The organism is Pseudomonas sp. Y3 TE3536, from assembly GCF_053629175.1.
Genome location: NZ_JBRJHU010000001.1, coordinates 1,331,294 through 1,349,932 on the forward strand (window position 1 = coordinate 1,331,294; position 18,639 = coordinate 1,349,932).

Sequence of the window (18,639 nt, forward strand, 5' to 3'; positions counted from 1 at the left end):
CCCTCCGGCCACCAAGAAAAACAACAGGTGAAACTATGCCAAGCGATCATTCCGGTAATGTGCCGGCAGGCTCTTCTGTCGACTTCGAAAAAGTCGGTTCGGACTATTTCCAGCAACGTGAACTGAAAAAAGGCGCAGCCGGCTGGGTGCTGTTGGTCGGCCTCGGGGTCGCCTATGTGATCTCCGGCGACTACGCCGGGTGGAACTTCGGCCTGGCCCAAGGCGGCTGGGGCGGTATGTTCCTCGCCACCCTGCTGATGGCCACCATGTACCTGTGCATGTGCTTCTCGTTGGCCGAGTTGTCGTCGATGATCCCCACTGCAGGCGGCGGCTACGGCTTTGCCCGCAGCGCCTTTGGCCCATGGGGCGGTTTTCTTACCGGCACGGCCATCCTCATCGAATATGCCATTGCCCCGGCGGCCATCGCCGTGTTCATCGGCGCCTATTGTGAGTCACTGTTCGGCATCGGCGGCTGGGTCATCTACCTGGCGTTCTACATCGTGTTCATCGGCATCCACATCTTCGGCGTCGGCGAAGCGCTTAAGCTGATGTTCATCATCACCGCCATTGCCGCCATTGCCTTGGGCGTGTTCCTGGTGAGCATGGTGCCCCATTTTGATGCAGCCAACCTGTTCGACATCGCCAAGACCGACGCCGCCGGCGCCAGCAGTTTCCTGCCGTTCGGCTACGTCGGCGTGTGGGCCGCAATCCCTTACGCCATCTGGTTCTTCCTCGCCGTCGAAGGCGTGCCGCTGGCCGCCGAAGAAACCAAGAACCCAAAACGCGACCTGCCCCGCGGCCTGATCGGCGCGATGCTGGTGCTGCTGGCCTTCGCCCTGCTGATTCTGGTGATCGGCCCTGGCGCGGCGGGCTCCGAAGCGCTCAAGGCCTCCGGTAACCCACTGGTCGAGGCACTGTCCAAAGCCTATGGCGGTTCCACCTGGATGGGCAGCTTCGTCAACCTGGTCGGCCTGGCTGGCCTGATTGCCAGCTTCTTCTCGATCATCTATGCCTACTCGCGGCAGATCTTCGCGCTGTCCCGCGCCGGCTACCTGCCGCGCAAACTCTCCGAGACCAACAAAAGCAAGGCGCCGGTCCTGGCCCTGATCATCCCTGGCCTCATCGGTTTCGGGCTGTCGCTGACCGGCCAGGGCGACCTGCTGATTCTGGTCGCGGTGTTCGGGGCCACGCTGTCCTACGTGCTGATGATGGCTGCACACATCACCCTGCGCATCCTCCGTCCGAAAATGGAACGCCCGTATCGCACCCCGGGCGGCGTCTTCACCTCGGGCGTAGCCCTGGTACTGGCGTGCATCGCCGTGGTGGCGGGCTTCCTGGTCGACCCGCGGGTTGTGATTGGCGCCGCGGTGATCTATGGAGTATTAATTGCCTACTTTGCGTTCTACAGCCGCCACCACCTGGTAGCGGGCACACCGGAAGAGGAATTCGCCGCGATCCAGAAGGCCGAAGAGGCCTTGCACTGATCGCCGACACCCGCCGCGGGCCAGCCCCGCGGCGCTCTGGAGAATCTGTATGGCAAGTTTCGTACACACGGTAGGCCACCTGGTCTACCGCTTCGACAGCCTCAAGGACGTGATGGCCAAGGCCAGCCCTGCACGTTCTGGGGATTTCCTGGCCGGTGTCGCCGCCAGCAACGACGGTGAGCGGGTCGCCGCGCAGATGGCCTTGGCCAACATCCCGCTGACGCACTTTTTGACCGAGGCGTTGATCCCCTATGAAGAGGACGAGGTCACCCGCCTGATCATCGACACTCACGATGCCCAGGCCTTCGCACCGGTCAGCCACCTCACCGTGGGCGGCCTGCGTGACTGGCTGCTCAGCGAAGAAGCCGACGAAGACAGCCTGCGCGCGCTGGCGCCGGGCCTGACACCGGAAATGGCGGCGGCGGTGTCGAAGATCATGCGCGTCCAGGACCTGATCCTGGTGGCGCAGAAGATCCGCGTGGTTACCCGTTTCCGCGGCACCATGGGCCTGCGCGGGCGCCTGTCGACCCGCCTGCAACCCAACCACCCGACCGACGAACCCGCTGGCATCGCCGCCAGCATCCTCGATGGCCTGCTGTACGGCAACGGCGACGCCATGATCGGCATCAACCCGGCCACCGACAGCATCGCCTCGATCTGTGCCCTGCTGGAAATGCTCGATGCAATCATCCAGCGCTACGACATCCCCACCCAGGCCTGCGTGCTGACCCACGTCACCACCTCGATCGAAGCGATCAACCGTGGCGTGCCGCTGGACCTAGTGTTCCAGTCGATCGCCGGTACCGAAGCCGCCAACGCAGGCTTTGGCATCAACCTCAACGTGTTGCAGGAGGGTTACGAAGCGGGCCTGTCGCTCAAGCGCGGCACCCTTGGGCAAAACCTCATGTATTTCGAGACCGGCCAGGGCAGCGCCCTGTCGGCCAACGCCCACCACGGCGTCGACCAGCAGACCTGCGAAACCCGTGCCTACGCCGTAGCCCGGCACTTCAAGCCGTTTCTGGTCAATACCGTGGTCGGTTTCATCGGCCCGGAGTACCTGTACAACGGCAAGCAGATCATCCGCGCCGGCCTCGAGGACCACTTTTGCGGCAAGCTGCTGGGCGTGCCGATGGGTTGCGACATCTGCTATACCAACCACGCCGAAGCCGACCAGGACGACATGGACACCTTGCTGACCTTGCTGGGTGTGGCCGGGATCAACTTCATCATGGGCATCCCCGGCTCCGACGACATCATGCTCAACTACCAGACCACGTCGTTCCATGACGCGCTGTATGCGCGCCAGACCCTGGGCCTGAAGCCCGGCCCCGAATTTGAAGCATGGCTGGCGCGCACCGGCATCTTTACCCAGGCCGATGGCCGGGTGCGCTTTGGTGACAACCTGCCGCCGGCGTTCCGCCAGGCGTTGGCACAGCTTGCATAGGGATGACCATGGACCCTCGCACCGTAACCCCCGACAACCCCTGGCTGGCCCTGCGTACCCTGACCCCGGCGCGTATCGCCCTGGGCCGCACCGGCACCAGCCTGCCGACCGGCGCCCAATTGGACTTCCAGTTCGCGCATGCCCAGGCCCGCGATGCCGTGCACCTGCCCTTCGACCATGCCGGGCTGACCGCCCAGCTCAGTGACCGCGGGCGCGACAGCCTGGTGTTGCACAGCGCCGCCCACGACCGCGACCAATACCTGCAGCGCCCGGACCTGGGCCGGCGGCTGAACGAAGACTCGATCGAAACCCTGCGCCAGCATGCCCAGGCCAACCCGGGCGGTGTCGACCTGGCCATCGTCGTCGCCGACGGCCTCTCGGCCCTCGCCGTGCACCGCCATACCCTGCCGTTTCTGACCCGTTTCGAGGAACAGGCCGCTGCCGACGGCTGGACCAGCGCCCCGGTGGTGCTGGTGGAACAGGGCCGCGTGGCCGTTGCCGATGAGGTTGGCGAGTTACTGGGCGCACGGATGACCGTGATGCTGATCGGCGAGCGCCCGGGCTTGAGCTCGCCCGACAGCCTCGGCCTGTATTTCACCTACGCGCCGCGGGTCGGCCTGACTGACGCCTACCGCAACTGCATCTCCAACGTGCGCCTTGAGGGCCTGAGCTATGGCATGGCGGCCCACCGCTTGCTGTACCTCATGCGTGAAGCGTGTCGCCGGCAGCTCTCTGGGGTGAATCTGAAGGACGAAGCCGAGGTCCATAGCCTGGAAAGCGATACCCCCGCCAGCCAAAAAGGAAACTTTCTGCTCGGAAAAGGGTAAAAATCATGTCACGGAAGGCGGATTGCGCTTCTCGCACGCATTAGGCAGCATGCTGTTGAGAGCGGCTGGCAATCCGCTGTTTCCCCAAATGGATCCTGAGGGCCGCACATGCGTATCATCAAGGCAACCCTGGAACACCTCGACCTGCTGACCCCCCTGTTCGTCAAATACCGCGAGTTCTATGGGCAATTGCCCTACCCGGACAGCTCACGCAGCTTTCTGGAAAAGCGCCTGAAGCGGGACGAGTCGGTGATTTACCTGGCACTGGCGGATGACGATGCCAGCAAATTGCTCGGTTTCTGCCAGCTGTATCCAAGCTTTTCGTCGCTGTCGCTCAAACGCGTGTGGATTCTCAACGACATCTATGTGGCCGAAGACTCGCGACGTATGCTGGTGGCCGACCACCTGATGCGCGAGGCCAAGAAGATGGCGAAAGAGACCAATGCCGTGCGGATGCGGGTGTCGACCAGCGCCAACAATGAGGCAGCGCAAAAGACCTACGAGTCCATCGGCTTTCGCAAGGACACCGAGTTCGAGAGCTACATCCTGCCGATCCATCAGGATTGACCTGCGCAGGCCTTATCACCTGTACCTGTAGGCGCAGCCTTGTGCTGCGAAGAGGCCGGTGCTAGCACTGTTAATCTCTACTGCTGGCACCGGCCTCTTCGCAGCACAAGGCTGCTCCTACAAGGATTGCGCATGGCGAGAGGTATGGGTGGGCCTGCCAGCAGTGAGGTCGGTACAGGCAGCATGAATCTTCCCCTTCCGTAACCCGCCGCTACAAACTCCCCGGGCATGATCCTCACTTCGCCGTATAATGCCCCACTTGTCATGTGTGAAAATTTACCCATCCCCTGGTAACCGAGCCTACGCCCCAGAACACAGGTGCTGTACATGGATTTCAACCCGCTGGACCTTATCCTGCATCTCGATGCCTACCTCGATCTGCTGGTCACCAATTACGGTCCCTGGATCTACGCCATCCTGTTCACCGTGATCTTCTGCGAAACCGGCCTGGTGGTGATGCCGTTCCTGCCAGGTGATTCGCTGCTGTTCATCGCCGGCGCCGTGGCGGCCGGTGGCGGCATGGACCCAGTCCTGCTGGCGGGCCTGCTGATGGCGGCGGCGATCCTGGGCGACAGTACCAACTACGTGATTGGCCGAACGGCCGGCGAGCGGTTGTTCAACAACCCCAATTCGAAGATCTTCCGCCGCGACTACCTGCAGCGCACGCACGAATTCTATGAACGCCATGGCGGCAAGACCGTGACCCTGGCGCGCTTCCTGCCGATTCTGCGTACCTTCGCGCCGTTCGTCGCCGGTATTGCCCACATGCACTACCCGCGTTTCCTGGGCTTCAGTGTCGCCGGTTCGTTGCTGTGGGTCGGAGGCCTGGTGACGCTGGGCTACTTCTTCGGCAATGTACCGTTCATCAAGCAGCACCTGTCGCTGATGGTGGTGGGTATCATCTTCCTGTCGCTGGTGCCGATGGTGCTCGGCCTGCTGCGCGGTCGCCTGGGCCGTGCTGCCAAGGCTCACTGACCCCAGTCATGTGGTCTTTCAGCGCCTGGCGGCGTCGGCGCACCCTGAAGCGCTACCCGATCACAGCCGAGCAATGGCAGGCGGTTCGCCAACACCTGCCGTTGCTCGACGGTATCAGCGATGAAGAAGATCGCTGGTTACGTGAAGCCTGCATCCTGTTTCTGCTTGAAAAGCACCTGACCACCCTGCCCGGTGTCGAGCTGAGCGATGAGCAGCGCCTGTTCCTCGCTGCCCAGGCGCAGCTGCCACTGCTGCACCTGGGTGACCTGAACTGGTACCAGGGTTTCCACGAAATCATCCTCTACCCCGACGACTTCAAAAGCCCTCAGCGCCACCGCGATGCCAGTGGTGTGGAGCATGTGTGGGACGGCGAACACAGCGGTGAAGCCTGGCAACAGGGGCCGGTGATCCTGGCCTGGAACGGGGTGCTGGCCAGTGGTGGTTGGGAGGCCTACAACCTGGTCATCCATGAGTTGGCGCACAAGCTCGACATGCTCAATGGCGACGCCAACGGCCTGCCGCCGCTGCACAGTGGCATGCCCGTGGATGAGTGGGCGACGGCCATGCAACAGGCCTATGACGACCTCAACCGCCAGCTGGACCTGAACCCCGACGCCGAAACGCCCATCGACCCATACGCGGCAGAAAACCCTGCAGAATTCTTCGCCGTCACCAGCGAATACTTCTTCAGCGCCCCCGACCTGTTGCAGCAGGCATATCCGCAGGTTTACCAGCAACTGTCGCTGTTCTACCGCCAAGACCCACTGGCGCGCCTGAGCCAGTTGCAGGCCGAACACCCCGATTACCGCGAAGGCCACGCCTGACGCGGCCGCACATCAGGCCAGGCGTGGCATGCCCATGCGGAATGTGCCTATAATCGCCGCCACTTTTTGGTCAACTACGGGGGCACTGCCCAATGAGCTACAGCAAGATTCCGGCGGGCAAAGACCTGCCGAACGACATCTACGTCGCCATCGAGATCCCGGCCAACCACGCGCCGATCAAATACGAGATCGACAAGGACAGCGACACCCTGTTCGTCGACCGTTTCATGGCTACCCCGATGTTCTACCCAGCCAACTATGGCTTCATCCCGAACACCCTGGCCGACGACGGTGACCCGCTCGACGTGCTGGTCGTGACCCCATACCCAGTTGCCCCAGGCTCGGTCATCCGTGCCCGCCCGGTTGGCATCCTGAACATGACCGACGACGGCGGCGGCGACGCCAAAGTCATCGCTGTGCCGCACGACAAGCTGTCGCAGCTGTATGTCGACGTTAAGGAATACACCGACCTGCCAGCCCTGCTGATCCAGCAGATCGAGCACTTCTTCGCGAACTACAAAGATCTCGAGAAGGGCAAGTGGGTCAAGATCGAAGGCTGGGACGGCGCCGACGCCGCCCGTGCTGCGATCACCAAATCGGTCGCTGCCTACAAAGGCTGATACCGATTGCTGAAAAACCCCGCCTCGGCGGTAATGCTGTTCACTTAAGAATGCCGGGGCCGCTCTGCGGCCCATCGCGGCACAAGGCCGCTCCCACACCGACCGCGTTATGCCCCTATTTACAGGGCATGCGCGAACATTGTGGGAGCGGCCTTGTGCCGCGATGGGCCGCAAAGCGGCCCCAATACAGGCGATGGATAACTTAAGAGAACAGCGTTACGCCTCGGCGGGGTTTTTTATGCGCGAGGGAACACCCTTCCAGTAAAAATTCCTACATCGCCCTACTCCAACGCCCTACAACTAAGCACCTTTCGCACAAGCCGCATCAACATCCGGTTCATATGCCAGCTGGCACCCGGCCGCTACACTCGCGGCCATGAACACATCCGGTGACCGCCTCAAAGCCCTGCTGCACGAATGTGGCTTGACCCCTTCCGATTTCGCTGCCCAACGCAGCGTCACACCCCAGCACGTCAATAACTGGTTCAGACGGGGTGTTCCGTTGGCTCGCCTCGATGAAATGGCCGACTTGTTCTGCGTGCATCGCCGTTGGCTGCGCAGCGGCGAAGGCCCCAAGCACCCCAACCCGATCTTGCGCAGCGGCCCGCCACGGCCACCGCACACCAACCCGCCCACCCCGCTGTCAGCACACAGCGGCCGGCTGCTGCAGGTGCCGTTTTACGCACTGCAACACGGCCTGCTTGCCCCCGTGGCCAACCATCACCTGCGCCTGCCCACCACGGCGTTAAAGGCGCTGGGCGTTGCTGCGCAAAATGCCATCTGCCTGGCCATGCCTGCCGCCAACATGGCCCCGCTGATCCCGCTGGAGGCCACCCTGGCGGTAGACCTGAGCATGACCGAAGTCATCGAGGGCGAGACCTATGCCTTGCTGCACAACGGTACCCTGAGGGTGAACAACCTCAGCCTCGGCCCGCACGGCACCCTGTACCTGCACAGCCATGACCGGCGCAACTACGCCGTCGAGCGCTACACCCGCGCCCAGCGCCAGGCCCAAGGCCTGGAGGTTCTCGGCTGGGTCTTCCACTGGTCGCATTTCCGCCGCCATCGCCCCAGCTGAAACACGCTGTGCCATTTTTTGCTGGGCATACTGCGCAAGCCCTTGTATGCTACGCGGCACATTTAGCCCCGACCGGCGCAAGCCGCGGTCCAGAGGGCTCGGCGACACCCCACACGGGCGTTGACCATCTCTATCAGGTCCTTGTGACCACACAGTTAAGGCGGTTGCGGCTTACCATAAATTAGTCGGAAGCGTCCCCGAGAAGCCGGCCACAAGCCGGCTTTTTAATGCCTGCTTGAAAGCCATCCCCTACTAAAACCCGCTTTAGCAAGACCGCGTTTAATAGAGGTTTTGTAGGGCTTTTCTGAAAAGCACACGAATACCCATATGAACCTTGCGGGCTTCAACGACGGCACATTAGCATCCAAACGCACCCCCTGCTAAACCCCACGGATTGAGGTTTGGGGAACATGAAGCGTTTAGATGAATGCATAGGTCAAGGGGACCGCAATGCCAGACGTGAGAAGTATCAAGGACCAATTTTTTGTCTACCACCTGACCTCCGTAGAGAATCTGGATGGGATTTTCACACAAGGTCTGAAGCCTCGGGCGAGCCTCATTAACTTCACTGACGTAGCAGACAGTGAAATCCTCGACAAACGCAAAGCCCTCAAGCTCGATAGCTACGTGCCCTTTCACTGGTTTGCTGCCAATCCGTTTGATGGACGGGTGCAGCTCGACAGGCCCACATCCAAATTTGTACTGATTTCGGTTTACAGATCCTTTGCCAAGCAAAACAAATGGAAAATCATCCCTCGCCACCCCCTTGCCAATGATGAGATCGAACTACTCGACTATCACGATGGCTTCGAAGCCATCGACTGGGCGCTCATGAACACGCGGGACTATCAGAATGCCGACTGCAAAAGCGTCTGCATGGCTGAATGCCTCTCCCCCTCCGTGGTACTCCCGCAGGATTTTTCCAGGATTTACGTCCCAACCGATGAGATCGAAAAGCTGTGTGAGGCTAAAATGCGCAAGATCAACCTCAAGGTCCCCATCAGCGTGAATTCCGGAATGTTCCTATAAATGAGCAACAGCAGACTGAATCCAGACAAGGCTCTGATTTGGCGTATCGTCCATCGCGATGCCCTGCCTTGGATTCTGGACAATGGTCTGCACTGCGAAAACTCAGGTGTTCAGGCAACGCAGTGCGTGAACATAGACAACGCTGAGCTGATCGACAAACGCCGATCTCGGCAGGTCCCAATAGCGCCTGGAGGGGTACTGGCCGACTACGTACCCTTCTGCTTCACCCCCTTCTCCGTGATGATGAGGAATACTCATGCAGGGTGGGGTGTGCAGCAGCGCAGCAATGACGAAATCGTGATTCTGGTGTCCAGCCTTTACCGCGTCCAAGCGCTTGGCCTGCCGTTCGTCTTCACAAACGCACTGGCCTACCCGGCGTGGACTAGCTACTACAGTGATCTGGCGTATCTGGGCGAGGTCGATTGGCCCCTGCTTCAACGGCGCGACTTCACGCGTGATCCTGACGACCCTCGAAAGATGGAGCGTTATCAGGCAGAAGCGCTGATTCACCATCACCTACCGATCACTGGGCTGCTGGGCATCATGTGCTACAACGATGCAATCAAAGAGCGCATAGAGCATGACGTGGCCGCTAGAGGTCTGAGCTTGTCTGTGCATGCGCGTCCGGGGTGGTATTTCCAATGATCCGATTTACCCAAGGTAACCTTCTAGAGGCCAAGACCGAGGCCCTGGTCAATACAGTCAATACCGTTGGCGTGATGGGCAAAGGTATTGCGCTGATGTTCAAAGAGCGCTTTGTGGAGAATTACCGCCTGTACGCAGCGGCCTGCAAAGCTGGCGAGGTGGTAACTGGCAAAGTCCACGTGACTGCGGTCAATGAACTGGAAGGCCCGCAGTGGATCGTAAACTTCCCTACCAAACGTCACTGGCGATCCCCTTCGCAGATGGCCTGGGTGACAGAAGGTTTGCACGATCTGCGCCGTTTTTTGATTGAAAACCAGGTCAAATCCGTGGCCGTCCCAGCGCTGGGGGCCGGCAATGGTGGCTTGAAATGGCCTGAAGTCCGCGAACAGATTATTCATGTACTGAGCGATCTGAATGTGGACGTATGGGTATACGAGCCATCCAGCCAATATCTGAATGTCGCCAAACGTAGCGGCGTTGAAAAGCTCACACCGGCTCGCGCGCTCATTGCCGAATTGGTTAGGCGTTATTGGGTTTTAGGGATGGAATGCAGCCTGCTTGAAATACAGAAGCTGGCCTGGTTTCTGGCACGCGCCATAGAAAAGCTGCCAGACACTGAGAACCCTCTGAACCTCAAGTTTGTAGCGCATCGATATGGCCCGTATGCCAATCGACTACAGCCTCTGCTCAATGACCTTGATGGCAGCTATCTGCAGTGCGAAAAACGCATCAAGGATGCAGAGATCGGTGATGTGATCTGGTTTGAAGAGAAACGTAAACCCACTCTACACACTTATCTCAATACAGAAGCAAAGGCGTATTCCCAAGCATTGGAACGCACGATCGAGCTGATTGATGGCTTTGAGTCACCCTTCGGCATGGAGTTATTGGCAACGGTTGATTGGTTGCTGAGCCACGAAGGGGTTTGCCCGACTGTTCCTGCTGTGCGTGATGCGTTAACGCATTGGGAAGGCGGAGCCGGTTCTGCGGCTCGCAAAAGCAAGCTGTTCGACGATCAGGCACTTGATATTGCGCTCAAGCGCCTAACCGCCAGCACCGCCCTCAGCTGACTTCAGAACCGCGTCACCACCCCCATTCGTACCGTCCGCCCGGGAGCCGGCATGAAGCTCTGCGCCAGCGGGTCCAGGTAATAGCGATCAGTCAGGTTCTGCAGCGAAACATTCACCTCGGTGTTCTCAAGCAGCGTGTACTTGAAGAACAGATCGAACAGCGCCACCGAGCGGTACTCGACCTGCGGCGTGGTAGCGCCGGACTGCCAGGGCTTGTCGAGGGTACTGGTAGGCCCGGAGGTGTAGGTCACACGCCCGCCTACCGTCAATGCTTCGTCGAAGAAACGCAGGCCAGTGGTCAGGTTGGCGGAGAACCGTGGTGGGTTCTGGGTGTTGGTGTAGGAGCCCATGTAGCTGCCCGGTGTGCAGTTTGGCGTGTCTTGGGTCTTCTGGTACGGGTTGGCGGTGGCGCGCAGTTTGCCGGCAAAGTCCGCGTCGCAGGTCTCGGTCTTGAGGTAGTAGGTGGCCGAGAGGTCGGCGAACACACGGCCGGCATCGTAGTTTGACTGCAGTTCAAGGCCGCGGGTGCTGAAGCTGTCGGTGTTGCTGAAGCTCATCTGGCCCCACAGGCCAGGGCTCGGGTCGTAATAGCGGGTGATGTAGTGCTTGATCTTGTTGTCGAAGAAGGCCAGCTTGATCGCGGCTGAGTCGTGATCGGTAAAGAGGTTGTCGCGCAAGGCGCTGACGCCGATTTCCCAGCTCTGCGAGCGCTCGGGCTTGAGGCTTTTGCCGGGGCTGACTTGCTGGGTGCCCTGGCTGGTCTCGAACAGTGACGGCAGGCGCAGGCCTTGGGTGTAGGTGACATAGAAGTACGTGTCAGGCATCAGCTCGACATTGATGCCGAATGCCGGCGAAAAGCCGCCACCGCTGCTGCTGCCCTGCGGGGTATGGTCGTAGCCTGTGACCACGCTGCTGATGCCTTCGGGGCTGACCTGAACGCTGGTCGCGCCGAAGTCATTGAAGCGCACACCGTTGAACGGCTCGTTGCTGTTGCCGAAGACGATGCCGTTGTTCAGCCGGGGGTCGGTGGCGTCGGTGTACTGGCCGTTCTGGTCGGGGAACCAGGTCATGCTGCCCCAGCCCTTGGGGCCACTCGCCGAAATGTAGCGCACGTCGCGATCCTCACGGCGGGCGGTGGCCAACACGGTATTGTCTTTGGTGCGGAAGTGGCTGTAACGGCCCCCGCCCCACAGGGTCAATTGCTCGATCGGCTGATACTCGAGCTTGCCGTTGAAGCTGAACTCCTGCCGCGAAGCATCGCGCAGGGTGCGGTTGGCATCGACGTCGTGCTGGGTGATCAACACGCTTTTCTGCGGTTGCAGGTCTTCCAGTTGGAACGCGCCACCCAAGTCAAGCTTGAAGTCGCCATGGGCCGTTTCGAACCTGGAGATGTTGTTCAGGTCGCCGCCGATACGGCGGTTGTCCTGGCGTGTCCAACTGCGGTCAGAACGAAACAACTGGGAAACCGGCGCCGTCCATGCCGAACTCAACGAGCTGGTTTTAGCGTCGGTCATCCACAGGTTGCTGGTCAGGTCGACCCACGGGTTACCGGCGGGCAGGTAGTGGTAGCGTGCGGTGTAGGTATCGATCTTCACCTCGCCCAAGGGGTACTGATAAATACCGGCGGTACCGAAGCGGTAGATGTCTGAGGGCATGATCTCGGCAGTGCGCCCGTCGTAGCGGCGGTAGCCCAAGTCCAGGGTGTGATCGTCGGTTATCCGCCAGGTCGCCTTGAGCAGGTACGAGTCGGTTTTCGATGAGGAGTTGAGCACTTCCTCGCCCGCGTTATAGGTCATCGCCACGCTGGGCTGTTCACTGCCGTAATCGTTGTAGAGGCGGTAGCGGTCCTGGCCTTTCTTGCCGGAGAAGTAGTTGCCTTGGTTGCGGTGCGCGTAGGCCGCCACCACATCCAGCTGTTCGGTGGTAAAGGCAAACGCGGCGCTGCCCGATTCGGCTTCAGAGCCGAACAGGCTGGCGCGGTTGTCGCGCGGAGGCGCCGACAGGCTTTCATCCTTGGAACTGGAACTGCGATGGGCGGGGGCTACGCCGTTGTCCCAGAGGTCGCCCTTGAGGCGCACGCCAACCTGGTTGCCGTCGACCAGAATGTCCTGCACGCCGATCGTCTGCATTTCCACCGTGCCGCCAATCGCTCCGGATTTGGTTGACGGCCCTTTGTTCACGGTCAGGCTGCTGATCAGGTCGGGGTCGATGTAGCTGCGCTGCTGCGTGCCGCCATAACCGCGATAGACATCCAGGGCCTGCTCCGAGCCATCGACCTTCACCGCTACCCGGCTCTGCCCCTGGATACCGCGAATGTTGACGTCCAGGGCGCCGCCGTTACGGGTGTCACCGACTTGCACGCCTGGCACGCCGTTGAGCAGGTCGCCCACGGAGACCCGGCCGAAGCGGTCGATCTGTTCGCTGCTCAGGTGCACCGATGAGCGTGGGGCCCGGTAAGTATCTGCCTGAGGCCCTTGTGCGGCAGCGTCGACCATCGTCGGCGACAACTCTGCTGCGGTAGGCGTTGCAGCGCCCTGCGCCATCAGCACGTAGCTGCCGGTCGAGCTCGCCACCAGCTGCAGCCCGCTATTGGCCAGCAACCGCTGGATACCCTCACTGACGGTGTACCGCCCCTTCAGGGCCGGCGCCGTACGCCCGCGGGTGAGGTCAGGATCATAAGACACCAGCAGCCCGGATTGGCTGGTGAAACTGCCCAGCGCTGCGCCCAGCGGGCCTTTGGCAATGTTGTAGTCACGCGGCGTGGCATCGTCCAGGCGGGTCGCGGCGACCGCAGCCGTGCCGGCACCCTGGGCCAGGGCCAGGCTGCTGTTCAGCAAGCCGGCGCCACAGCAACTGATCATCGTGCAACGCAGGGCGAAGGTGATGGGCGACAGGCAAAGTCGAGGGCGTGGAGCAGGTGAAGGACAACGTACTGGGAGCATGCTTTTCTCGCTCGTAGGGTGTGCGCCCACCACTGGCTGCGGGCTGTTACCTTCTCTGTCGCACGAGATCGAAAAAAGGATATGTGTGCAGGGCCACCGGCTGAATTTGCCGGTTCGGCCTTGTGATCTGAGCAATTCTAGTGATAATGGTTTTCATTTGCGACAGTCTTGTACCGACTCAACCCACGATGAATGCGCCCTTCTCCCCGCCGAACAGTACCGAGCCGTGCAGCGTCGAGACGTTGTACATCGAGAATCACGCCTGGTTACGTAACTGGCTCGCCTACCGGCTGAGGTCGTGGGGACGCGGGGTGGCCGATGACCTGGCGCATGACATTTTCCTGCGGGTGCTTACCAGCCGGGAGGGTGCGCGGGTCGAACCGATCCGTCAGCCACGCGCCTACCTAACCCGCATCGCCAATTGTGTGCTGGTCAGCTGGCGGCGCCGGCAGTCGCTGGAGCGTGCTTGGCTCGAGGCGTTGCAGTTGCTGCCAGAACCCGAGCACCCTTCGCCTGAACTGCAAAGCGTGATCCTCGAGACCCTGCACGAGATCGACACGCTGCTGGATACGCTGCGGCCCCGCGTGAGGCAGGCGTTTCTGATGGCAACGCTGGACGGCATGAAGCAGAAAGACATTGCCGTGGCCCTGAACATCGCGCTGCCGACGGTCAAGAAGTACATCCACGAGGCCTACCTGGCCTGCCTGACGCAGATGCCCGATGAATAACCGCACGGCCCCGCTTGACGATGCCATCCCCCAACAGGTGCTTGCCCAAGCGGCCTCCTGGCTGATGCTGATGCAGGAAGGGCCGCTGCTGCCAGCGCAACAGCGCGAATTGGAGCGCTGGCGGCGTGCCAGTGCTGAGCATGAACGGGCGTGGCAAAGGGCACAGCGCCTGCTAACACGCCTGGGCAGCCTGCCTCCAACGCTGGCCAAGCAGACCTTGGATCGCCCGACAGGCAGGCGCGCTGTGCTGCGCGGGCTGCTTCTGCTGATCGGTGCCGCACCGCTCAGCTGGTGGGCATGGCGCTCAGGCGTTGGCAACGATTACCAGACGTCTGTGGGCGAACGCCAACACGCACGGCTCGCCGACGGCACACAGATCACCCTCAATAGCGACAGCGCCGTGGACGTGCTTTTCAACAGCGCGCGACGCTTGCTGCACCTGCGCCGTGGCGAGGTGTACATCGCGACCGCTGCCGACCCACGCCCGCTCATGGCACAGACCCAGCAAGGCCAACTGCTCGCGTTGGGTACGCGATTCAGCGTGCGCCAGCTGGCCGATGAAACCTTGCTAGCGGTGTACGAAGGCGCCGTACAGGTTCGCCCAGAACACGCCAGCGTGGCCCCTGGCGAAAACATCATCCGTGCTGGGCAACAAGTCCGTTTCAGCCGCGAGCGCATGGGGCGCATCGAGCAGGCCCGGGAGACCACCCTGGCGTGGCGCAACGGCTTGCTGGTGGCCGACGACATGCCAGTACGGCTGTGGGCGCATGAATTGATGCGCTACACCGACCAACAGCTTGAGTGCGACCCCGCGCTGGGTGAGCTGCGGGTGTCTGGCACATTCCCCATCGATGACTTGCCGCTGGCCTTGGCCATGCTGGCGCAGACCTACACGCTGCAGGTTCGACACACCGGCAGGCAGGTATTCATTAGCCGTTGATCAACACCAACGACCGAGCGAGATTCCCCGATGAGCAAAATGCCCTTGTACTTGGCCATGGCACTGGCCCTCGCTGCACCGGCAGCCCTGGCGCAACCGGTGCGCGATCAGAAAATGGACACGTCGCTGCTGCAGCGCCAGAACCTGGCCTATCGCTTCAGCCAGCATGACCTGGATTCGGCCGATGGCCAGCGCCATTACCGTCTATGGATCGGCCAGCCGAATCGCCCGGCGCCCGCGGCGGGCTACCCGGTGTTGTGGATGCTCGACGGCAACGCCGCGCTGGGTGCCCTGGACAGCGAACAACTGGGCAAGCTTGCCGCAGGCCAAGCCCCGTTGCTGGTCGCCGTGGGCTACCAGACCGACCAACGCATCGAACGTGCCGGGCGAACGTATGACTACACCCCCGCACTGCCTGGGCAAGCGGAACAGCGCGACCCGCTGACGGGCCAGCCCAGCGGTGGCGTGGAGGCGTTTTTCGACCTGCTGAGCCAGCGCATGCGGCCGATGGTCGCCGCTGTAGCGCCGATCGACCTGCAACGGCAAACACTGTGGGGGCATTCCTATGGCGGCCTGGCGGTGCTGCATGCGCTGTTCACCCGGCCGGCCGAGTTCAGTGACTACGCAGCGGCCAGCCCGTCGCTGTGGTGGCATGACGGGGCGATTGTGCGGGAAGCTGAGGGGCTGCAGCAGCGCTTGGGTGGCAGCCGCCCGAGGCTGGTGCTGATGCGCGGTGGCGATGAGTCGTCGAACCCGCGTGCAGCGGTGAAAGGCGACGCGGAGCGGCCGGCGCGTGAGCTGGTAGCGGACCTGGCCAAGGTGCCTGGGTTGCAGGTGCGCTTCGAGCGGTTCGACGGGTTGGGGCATGGGCCGATGTTGCCGGCCTCGCTGAAAAGCGTAATTGAAGGAATGTCTCGGTAAACCTGCGCCGGCCTCTTCGCGGGGCAAGCCCGCTCCCACAAGGTTACCCCTCCGGTCCTGAGGGCAGTGCAGATTATGTGGGAGCGGACTTGCCCCGCGAAGAGGCCGGCCCGGTCACCCCTTCACACACACCACCTGGCGCAGCGTGTGCACCACCTCCACCAGGTCGCGCTGCGCACGCATCACCGCATCGATGTCCTTGTAGGCCATCGGTATCTCATCGATCACCGCCTTGTCCTTGCGGCACTCCACATGCGCAGTGGCCCGTCGCTGGTCTTCCACAGTAAAGCGGCTCTTGGCCCGGGTTCGGCTCATCACCCGCCCGGCCCCATGGCTGCAAGAGCAGAAGGCCTCTTCGTTGCCCAAGCCGCGCACGATGAAACTCTTTGCCCCCATCGAGCCGGGGATGATGCCCAACTGCCCTTTCTGCGCCGACACCGCGCCCTTGCGCGTCACCAGCACTTCGCGCCCGAAATGCTGTTCGCGCTGCACATAGTTGTGGTGGCAGTTCACCGCCTCCAGGCTGGCCTCGAACGGCCGGCCTAGCACCTTGCGGGTCGCGGCAACCACTGCCAGCATCATCAGTTCGCGGTTCTGCCGGGCAAAGTCCTGCGCCCACTCAACCGCTTCGACGTAGTCGGCAAAGTGGCGGCTGCCTTCCTCGAAGTACGCTAGGTCCTTGTCCGGCAGGTTGGCCAGGTGCTGGCGCATGTCGGCCTGGGCCAGTTCGATGAACAGGTTGCCGATGGCATTGCCAACGCCACGCGAGCCGCTGTGCAACATGAACCACACGCGGTCGGCCTCATCCAGGCAAACCTCGATGAAGTGATTGCCGCCGCCCAGGGTGCCCAGGTGATGCCGGTTATTGGTTTTCTCCAGCCGCGGGTACTTGTCGGTGATGGCCTTGAAGCGCGTGGCCAGCGTGCCCCAGCGTTTGTCAGCCTTGGCTGGCACGTTGTCCCAGGCGCCTTGGTCGTGGCGGCCGAAGGTCTTGCCATGGGGCACGGCCTGCTCGATCGCCGTGCGCAAACCGTGCAGGTTGTCGGGCAAATCGCGGGCATGCAGCGAAGTCCGCGCGGCGATCATGCCGCAGCCGATGTCCACGCCAACGGCGGCGGGGATGATCGCGCCAACGGTAGGGATCACGCTGCCGATGGTCGAGCCCTTGCCCAGATGCACATCCGGCATCACGGCCAGGTGCTTGAAGATGAACGGCAATTTGGCCGTGTTCAGCAACTGCTGGCGCGCTTCGTCTTCGATCGGCACGCCGTCGGTCCACAACTTGATCGGCTTGCCGCCGGCGACCTGGAGAATGTCCATGCTGTCGATTCCGAGTAGAACATGCCTGCCATGATACCGCCGATGCTCGCCTAAGGTCTTAGCCAGGCGGGTTGCCAGCAGGGTGGCTCTGTGGGGTATGCTTGCCGGGTCTTCAGGGCGGGGTGTAAGTCCCCACCGGCGGTAAATCGAAAGATGAGCCCGCGAGCGCCCCGGCCATGCCGGGGGTCAGCAGATCTGGTGAGACTCCAGAGCCGACGGTCATAGTCCGGATGAAAGAAGGCGTCAGGCAGGGGCCATTCGGGCGCCCCTGCGCGCGCGTTTTGTTCGCCCCGAGACGTTCATCGATCATTTACGAGGAGCGTTTCATGTCCCCTATGCTGCAAAAGCAATACCCCAACATTTCTGCCGCCATCGCCGCTTTTCAGGCCGGGCGCCCCGTACTGCTGCTGGACGACGATGACCGCGAGGACGAAGCGGACATCATTGCCGCCGCCGAAAACATCTCGTTGCAAACTATGGCCATGATGATCCGTGACTGCAGCGGCATCGTTTGCCTGTGCCTGGACGAAGCGACCGTGGACGCCCTGCAACTGGCGCCGATGGTGCAGAACAATCAGGCGCGCCATGGCACCGGGTTCACCGTCACCATCGAGGCGGCGGACGGCATCACCACCGGCGTTTCGGCGCAAGACCGTGTCACCACCATCGCTGCGGCGCTCAGCTCGACCGCCGAGCAACGGCATATCGTCAGCCCTGGGCATGTGTTCCCGCTGCGCGCGCGCAATGGTGGTGTGCTGACCCGCCGTGGCCATACCGAAGGTTCGGTCGACCTGGCGCGCCTGGCCGGGCTGCGGCCGGCAGCGGTGTTGTGCGAGCTGATGAACCCCGACGGCAGCATGGCCCGTGGGGAGCAGGTGGCGGTGTATGCGCGGCAGTACAATATGCCGGTGCTGACCATTGAAGAGCTGGCGCGGTACCGCGAGGCGATGGTGGAGCGCGAAGCGGCTACGGCTTGATGGCTTAAAGGCGCTTGGCTTGAGGAAGATGGCGGCGCGCACATCGGGCGCCGCCAGCGCGGCGCTTCGCAGCACAAGGCTGCTCCTACATTTTTTTGGGCCAATTATTCCTGCGACAAACGCGCGTGATCGCCTTTATCACAGGCATGACTGGCCCAAACCAGATGTAGGAGCAGCCTTGTGCTGCGAAGCGCCGCGCGGGCGGCGCTCGATCTCGAATGCGCAACAACTATCACGCCCGACCGCAT

17 protein-coding genes and 1 riboswitch are annotated in these 18,639 nt (G+C 61.9%); of the genes, 15 read left to right on the forward strand and 2 right to left on the reverse strand.

What is annotated here, in order from left to right:
• The first annotated feature begins 35 nt into the window (after positions 1–35).
• The 11 genes from eat to darG all read left to right on the forward strand — a co-directional run bounded on the left by eat (position 36) and on the right by darG (position 10,563).
• Positions 36–1,484 (forward strand): ethanolamine permease, encoded by a 1,449-nt coding sequence (gene eat / locus AB7M33_RS06010; protein WP_454242576.1) that lies wholly within the window; start codon positions 36–38, stop codon positions 1,482–1,484.
• Positions 1,485–1,533: 49 nt separating this feature from the next.
• Positions 1,534–2,928, forward strand: a complete 1,395-nt coding sequence (locus tag AB7M33_RS06015; protein WP_027594933.1) for an ethanolamine ammonia-lyase subunit EutB — start codon at positions 1,534–1,536, stop codon at positions 2,926–2,928.
• Positions 2,929–2,936: 8 nt separating this feature from the next.
• Positions 2,937–3,755, forward strand: coding sequence for an ethanolamine ammonia-lyase subunit EutC (gene eutC / locus AB7M33_RS06020; RefSeq protein ID WP_099430860.1), 819 nt, complete (start codon positions 2,937–2,939; stop codon positions 3,753–3,755).
• A gap of 108 nt (positions 3,756–3,863) precedes the next feature.
• Complete coding sequence (locus AB7M33_RS06025) at positions 3,864–4,322, forward strand: GNAT family N-acetyltransferase (RefSeq protein WP_085274007.1); 459 nt, start codon at positions 3,864–3,866, stop codon at positions 4,320–4,322.
• Between the two features lie 327 nt (positions 4,323–4,649).
• Positions 4,650–5,297 carry a DedA family protein gene (locus tag AB7M33_RS06030; RefSeq protein WP_027594930.1) on the forward strand — a complete coding sequence of 216 codons (648 nt, stop codon included), beginning with the start codon at positions 4,650–4,652 and terminating at the stop codon, positions 5,295–5,297.
• An 8-nt stretch (positions 5,298–5,305) separates the two neighbouring features.
• A complete protein-coding gene (locus tag AB7M33_RS06035; RefSeq protein ID WP_085274008.1) occupies positions 5,306–6,121 on the forward strand; it encodes a M90 family metallopeptidase in 816 nt (271 codons plus the stop codon).
• Between the two features lie 92 nt (positions 6,122–6,213).
• Positions 6,214–6,741, forward strand: coding sequence for an inorganic diphosphatase (gene ppa, locus AB7M33_RS06040; protein ID WP_016497835.1), 528 nt, complete (start codon positions 6,214–6,216; stop codon positions 6,739–6,741).
• Positions 6,742–7,117: 376 nt separating this feature from the next.
• Positions 7,118–7,819 (forward strand): LexA family transcriptional regulator, encoded by a 702-nt coding sequence (locus AB7M33_RS06045; protein ID WP_027594928.1) that lies wholly within the window; start codon positions 7,118–7,120, stop codon positions 7,817–7,819.
• A gap of 450 nt (positions 7,820–8,269) precedes the next feature.
• On the forward strand, positions 8,270–8,848 hold the full coding sequence (locus AB7M33_RS06050; RefSeq protein ID WP_027594927.1) for a DarT ssDNA thymidine ADP-ribosyltransferase family protein: 579 nt from the start codon (positions 8,270–8,272) through the stop codon (positions 8,846–8,848).
• Entirely contained in the window at positions 8,849–9,493 is a 645-nt protein-coding gene (gene darT / locus AB7M33_RS06055) for a type II toxin-antitoxin system toxin DNA ADP-ribosyl transferase DarT (protein WP_454242577.1), read from the forward strand. It begins immediately after the preceding gene.
• Positions 9,490–10,563, forward strand: coding sequence for a type II toxin-antitoxin system antitoxin DNA ADP-ribosyl glycohydrolase DarG (gene darG, locus AB7M33_RS06060; RefSeq protein WP_454242578.1), 1,074 nt, complete (start codon positions 9,490–9,492; stop codon positions 10,561–10,563). Before darT ends, darG begins: the two co-directional genes overlap by 4 nt.
• Positions 10,564–10,565: 2 nt before the next feature.
• On the opposite strand, the gene AB7M33_RS06065 is transcribed toward darG, so the two are convergent.
• Complete coding sequence (locus AB7M33_RS06065; RefSeq protein WP_454242579.1) at positions 10,566–13,505, reverse strand: TonB-dependent receptor domain-containing protein; 2,940 nt, start codon at positions 13,503–13,505, stop codon at positions 10,566–10,568.
• Positions 13,506–13,693: 188 nt separating this feature from the next.
• Here AB7M33_RS06065 and AB7M33_RS06070 point away from each other — a divergent pair, with 188 nt between their 5' ends.
• From AB7M33_RS06070 to AB7M33_RS06080, 3 genes are read left to right on the forward strand one after another with little or no spacing between them, the layout of a single operon-like run.
• Positions 13,694–14,233 carry a sigma-70 family RNA polymerase sigma factor gene (locus AB7M33_RS06070; RefSeq protein WP_099452776.1) on the forward strand — a complete coding sequence of 180 codons (540 nt, stop codon included), beginning with the start codon at positions 13,694–13,696 and terminating at the stop codon, positions 14,231–14,233.
• Entirely contained in the window at positions 14,226–15,173 is a 948-nt protein-coding gene (locus tag AB7M33_RS06075) for a FecR domain-containing protein (protein ID WP_454242580.1), read from the forward strand. The genes AB7M33_RS06070 and AB7M33_RS06075 overlap by 8 nt, the downstream gene beginning before the upstream one ends.
• Positions 15,174–15,203: 30 nt before the next feature.
• Positions 15,204–16,094 carry an alpha/beta hydrolase gene (locus AB7M33_RS06080; RefSeq protein WP_265970087.1) on the forward strand — a complete coding sequence of 297 codons (891 nt, stop codon included), beginning with the start codon at positions 15,204–15,206 and terminating at the stop codon, positions 16,092–16,094.
• A gap of 114 nt (positions 16,095–16,208) precedes the next feature.
• On the opposite strand, the gene AB7M33_RS06085 is transcribed toward AB7M33_RS06080, so the two are convergent.
• Entirely contained in the window at positions 16,209–17,423 is a 1,215-nt protein-coding gene (locus AB7M33_RS06085) for an RtcB family protein (protein ID WP_454244202.1), read from the reverse strand.
• A gap of 95 nt (positions 17,424–17,518) precedes the next feature.
• Positions 17,519–17,660: riboswitch (FMN riboswitch) on the forward strand.
• An 80-nt stretch (positions 17,661–17,740) separates the two neighbouring features.
• Here AB7M33_RS06085 and ribB point away from each other — a divergent pair.
• On the forward strand, positions 17,741–18,391 hold the full coding sequence (ribB, locus tag AB7M33_RS06090) for a 3,4-dihydroxy-2-butanone-4-phosphate synthase (protein WP_027594919.1): 651 nt from the start codon (positions 17,741–17,743) through the stop codon (positions 18,389–18,391).
• Positions 18,392–18,639: the final 248 nt, after the last annotated feature.

Bases quoted from the DNA above. Each gene is read 5' to 3' on its own strand.
- eat (WP_454242576.1), top strand. From the start codon at position 36: ATGCCAAGCGATCATTCCGGTAATGTGCCGGCAGGCTCTTCTGTCGAC.
- AB7M33_RS06015 (WP_027594933.1), top strand. From the start codon at position 1,534: ATGGCAAGTTTCGTACACACGGTAGGCCACCTGGTCTACCGCTTCGAC.
- eutC (WP_099430860.1), top strand. From the start codon at position 2,937: ATGGACCCTCGCACCGTAACCCCCGACAACCCCTGGCTGGCCCTGCGT.
- AB7M33_RS06025 (WP_085274007.1), top strand. From the start codon at position 3,864: ATGCGTATCATCAAGGCAACCCTGGAACACCTCGACCTGCTGACCCCC.
- AB7M33_RS06030 (WP_027594930.1), top strand. From the start codon at position 4,650: ATGGATTTCAACCCGCTGGACCTTATCCTGCATCTCGATGCCTACCTC.
- AB7M33_RS06035 (WP_085274008.1), top strand. From the start codon at position 5,306: ATGTGGTCTTTCAGCGCCTGGCGGCGTCGGCGCACCCTGAAGCGCTAC.
- ppa (WP_016497835.1), top strand. From the start codon at position 6,214: ATGAGCTACAGCAAGATTCCGGCGGGCAAAGACCTGCCGAACGACATC.
- AB7M33_RS06045 (WP_027594928.1), top strand. From the start codon at position 7,118: ATGAACACATCCGGTGACCGCCTCAAAGCCCTGCTGCACGAATGTGGC.
- AB7M33_RS06050 (WP_027594927.1), top strand. From the start codon at position 8,270: ATGCCAGACGTGAGAAGTATCAAGGACCAATTTTTTGTCTACCACCTG.
- darT (WP_454242577.1), top strand. From the start codon at position 8,849: ATGAGCAACAGCAGACTGAATCCAGACAAGGCTCTGATTTGGCGTATC.
- darG (WP_454242578.1), top strand. From the start codon at position 9,490: ATGATCCGATTTACCCAAGGTAACCTTCTAGAGGCCAAGACCGAGGCC.
- AB7M33_RS06065 (WP_454242579.1), bottom strand. From the start codon at position 13,505: ATGCTCCCAGTACGTTGTCCTTCACCTGCTCCACGCCCTCGACTTTGC.
- AB7M33_RS06070 (WP_099452776.1), top strand. From the start codon at position 13,694: ATGAATGCGCCCTTCTCCCCGCCGAACAGTACCGAGCCGTGCAGCGTC.
- AB7M33_RS06075 (WP_454242580.1), top strand. From the start codon at position 14,226: ATGAATAACCGCACGGCCCCGCTTGACGATGCCATCCCCCAACAGGTG.
- AB7M33_RS06080 (WP_265970087.1), top strand. From the start codon at position 15,204: ATGAGCAAAATGCCCTTGTACTTGGCCATGGCACTGGCCCTCGCTGCA.
- ribB (WP_027594919.1), top strand. From the start codon at position 17,741: ATGTCCCCTATGCTGCAAAAGCAATACCCCAACATTTCTGCCGCCATC.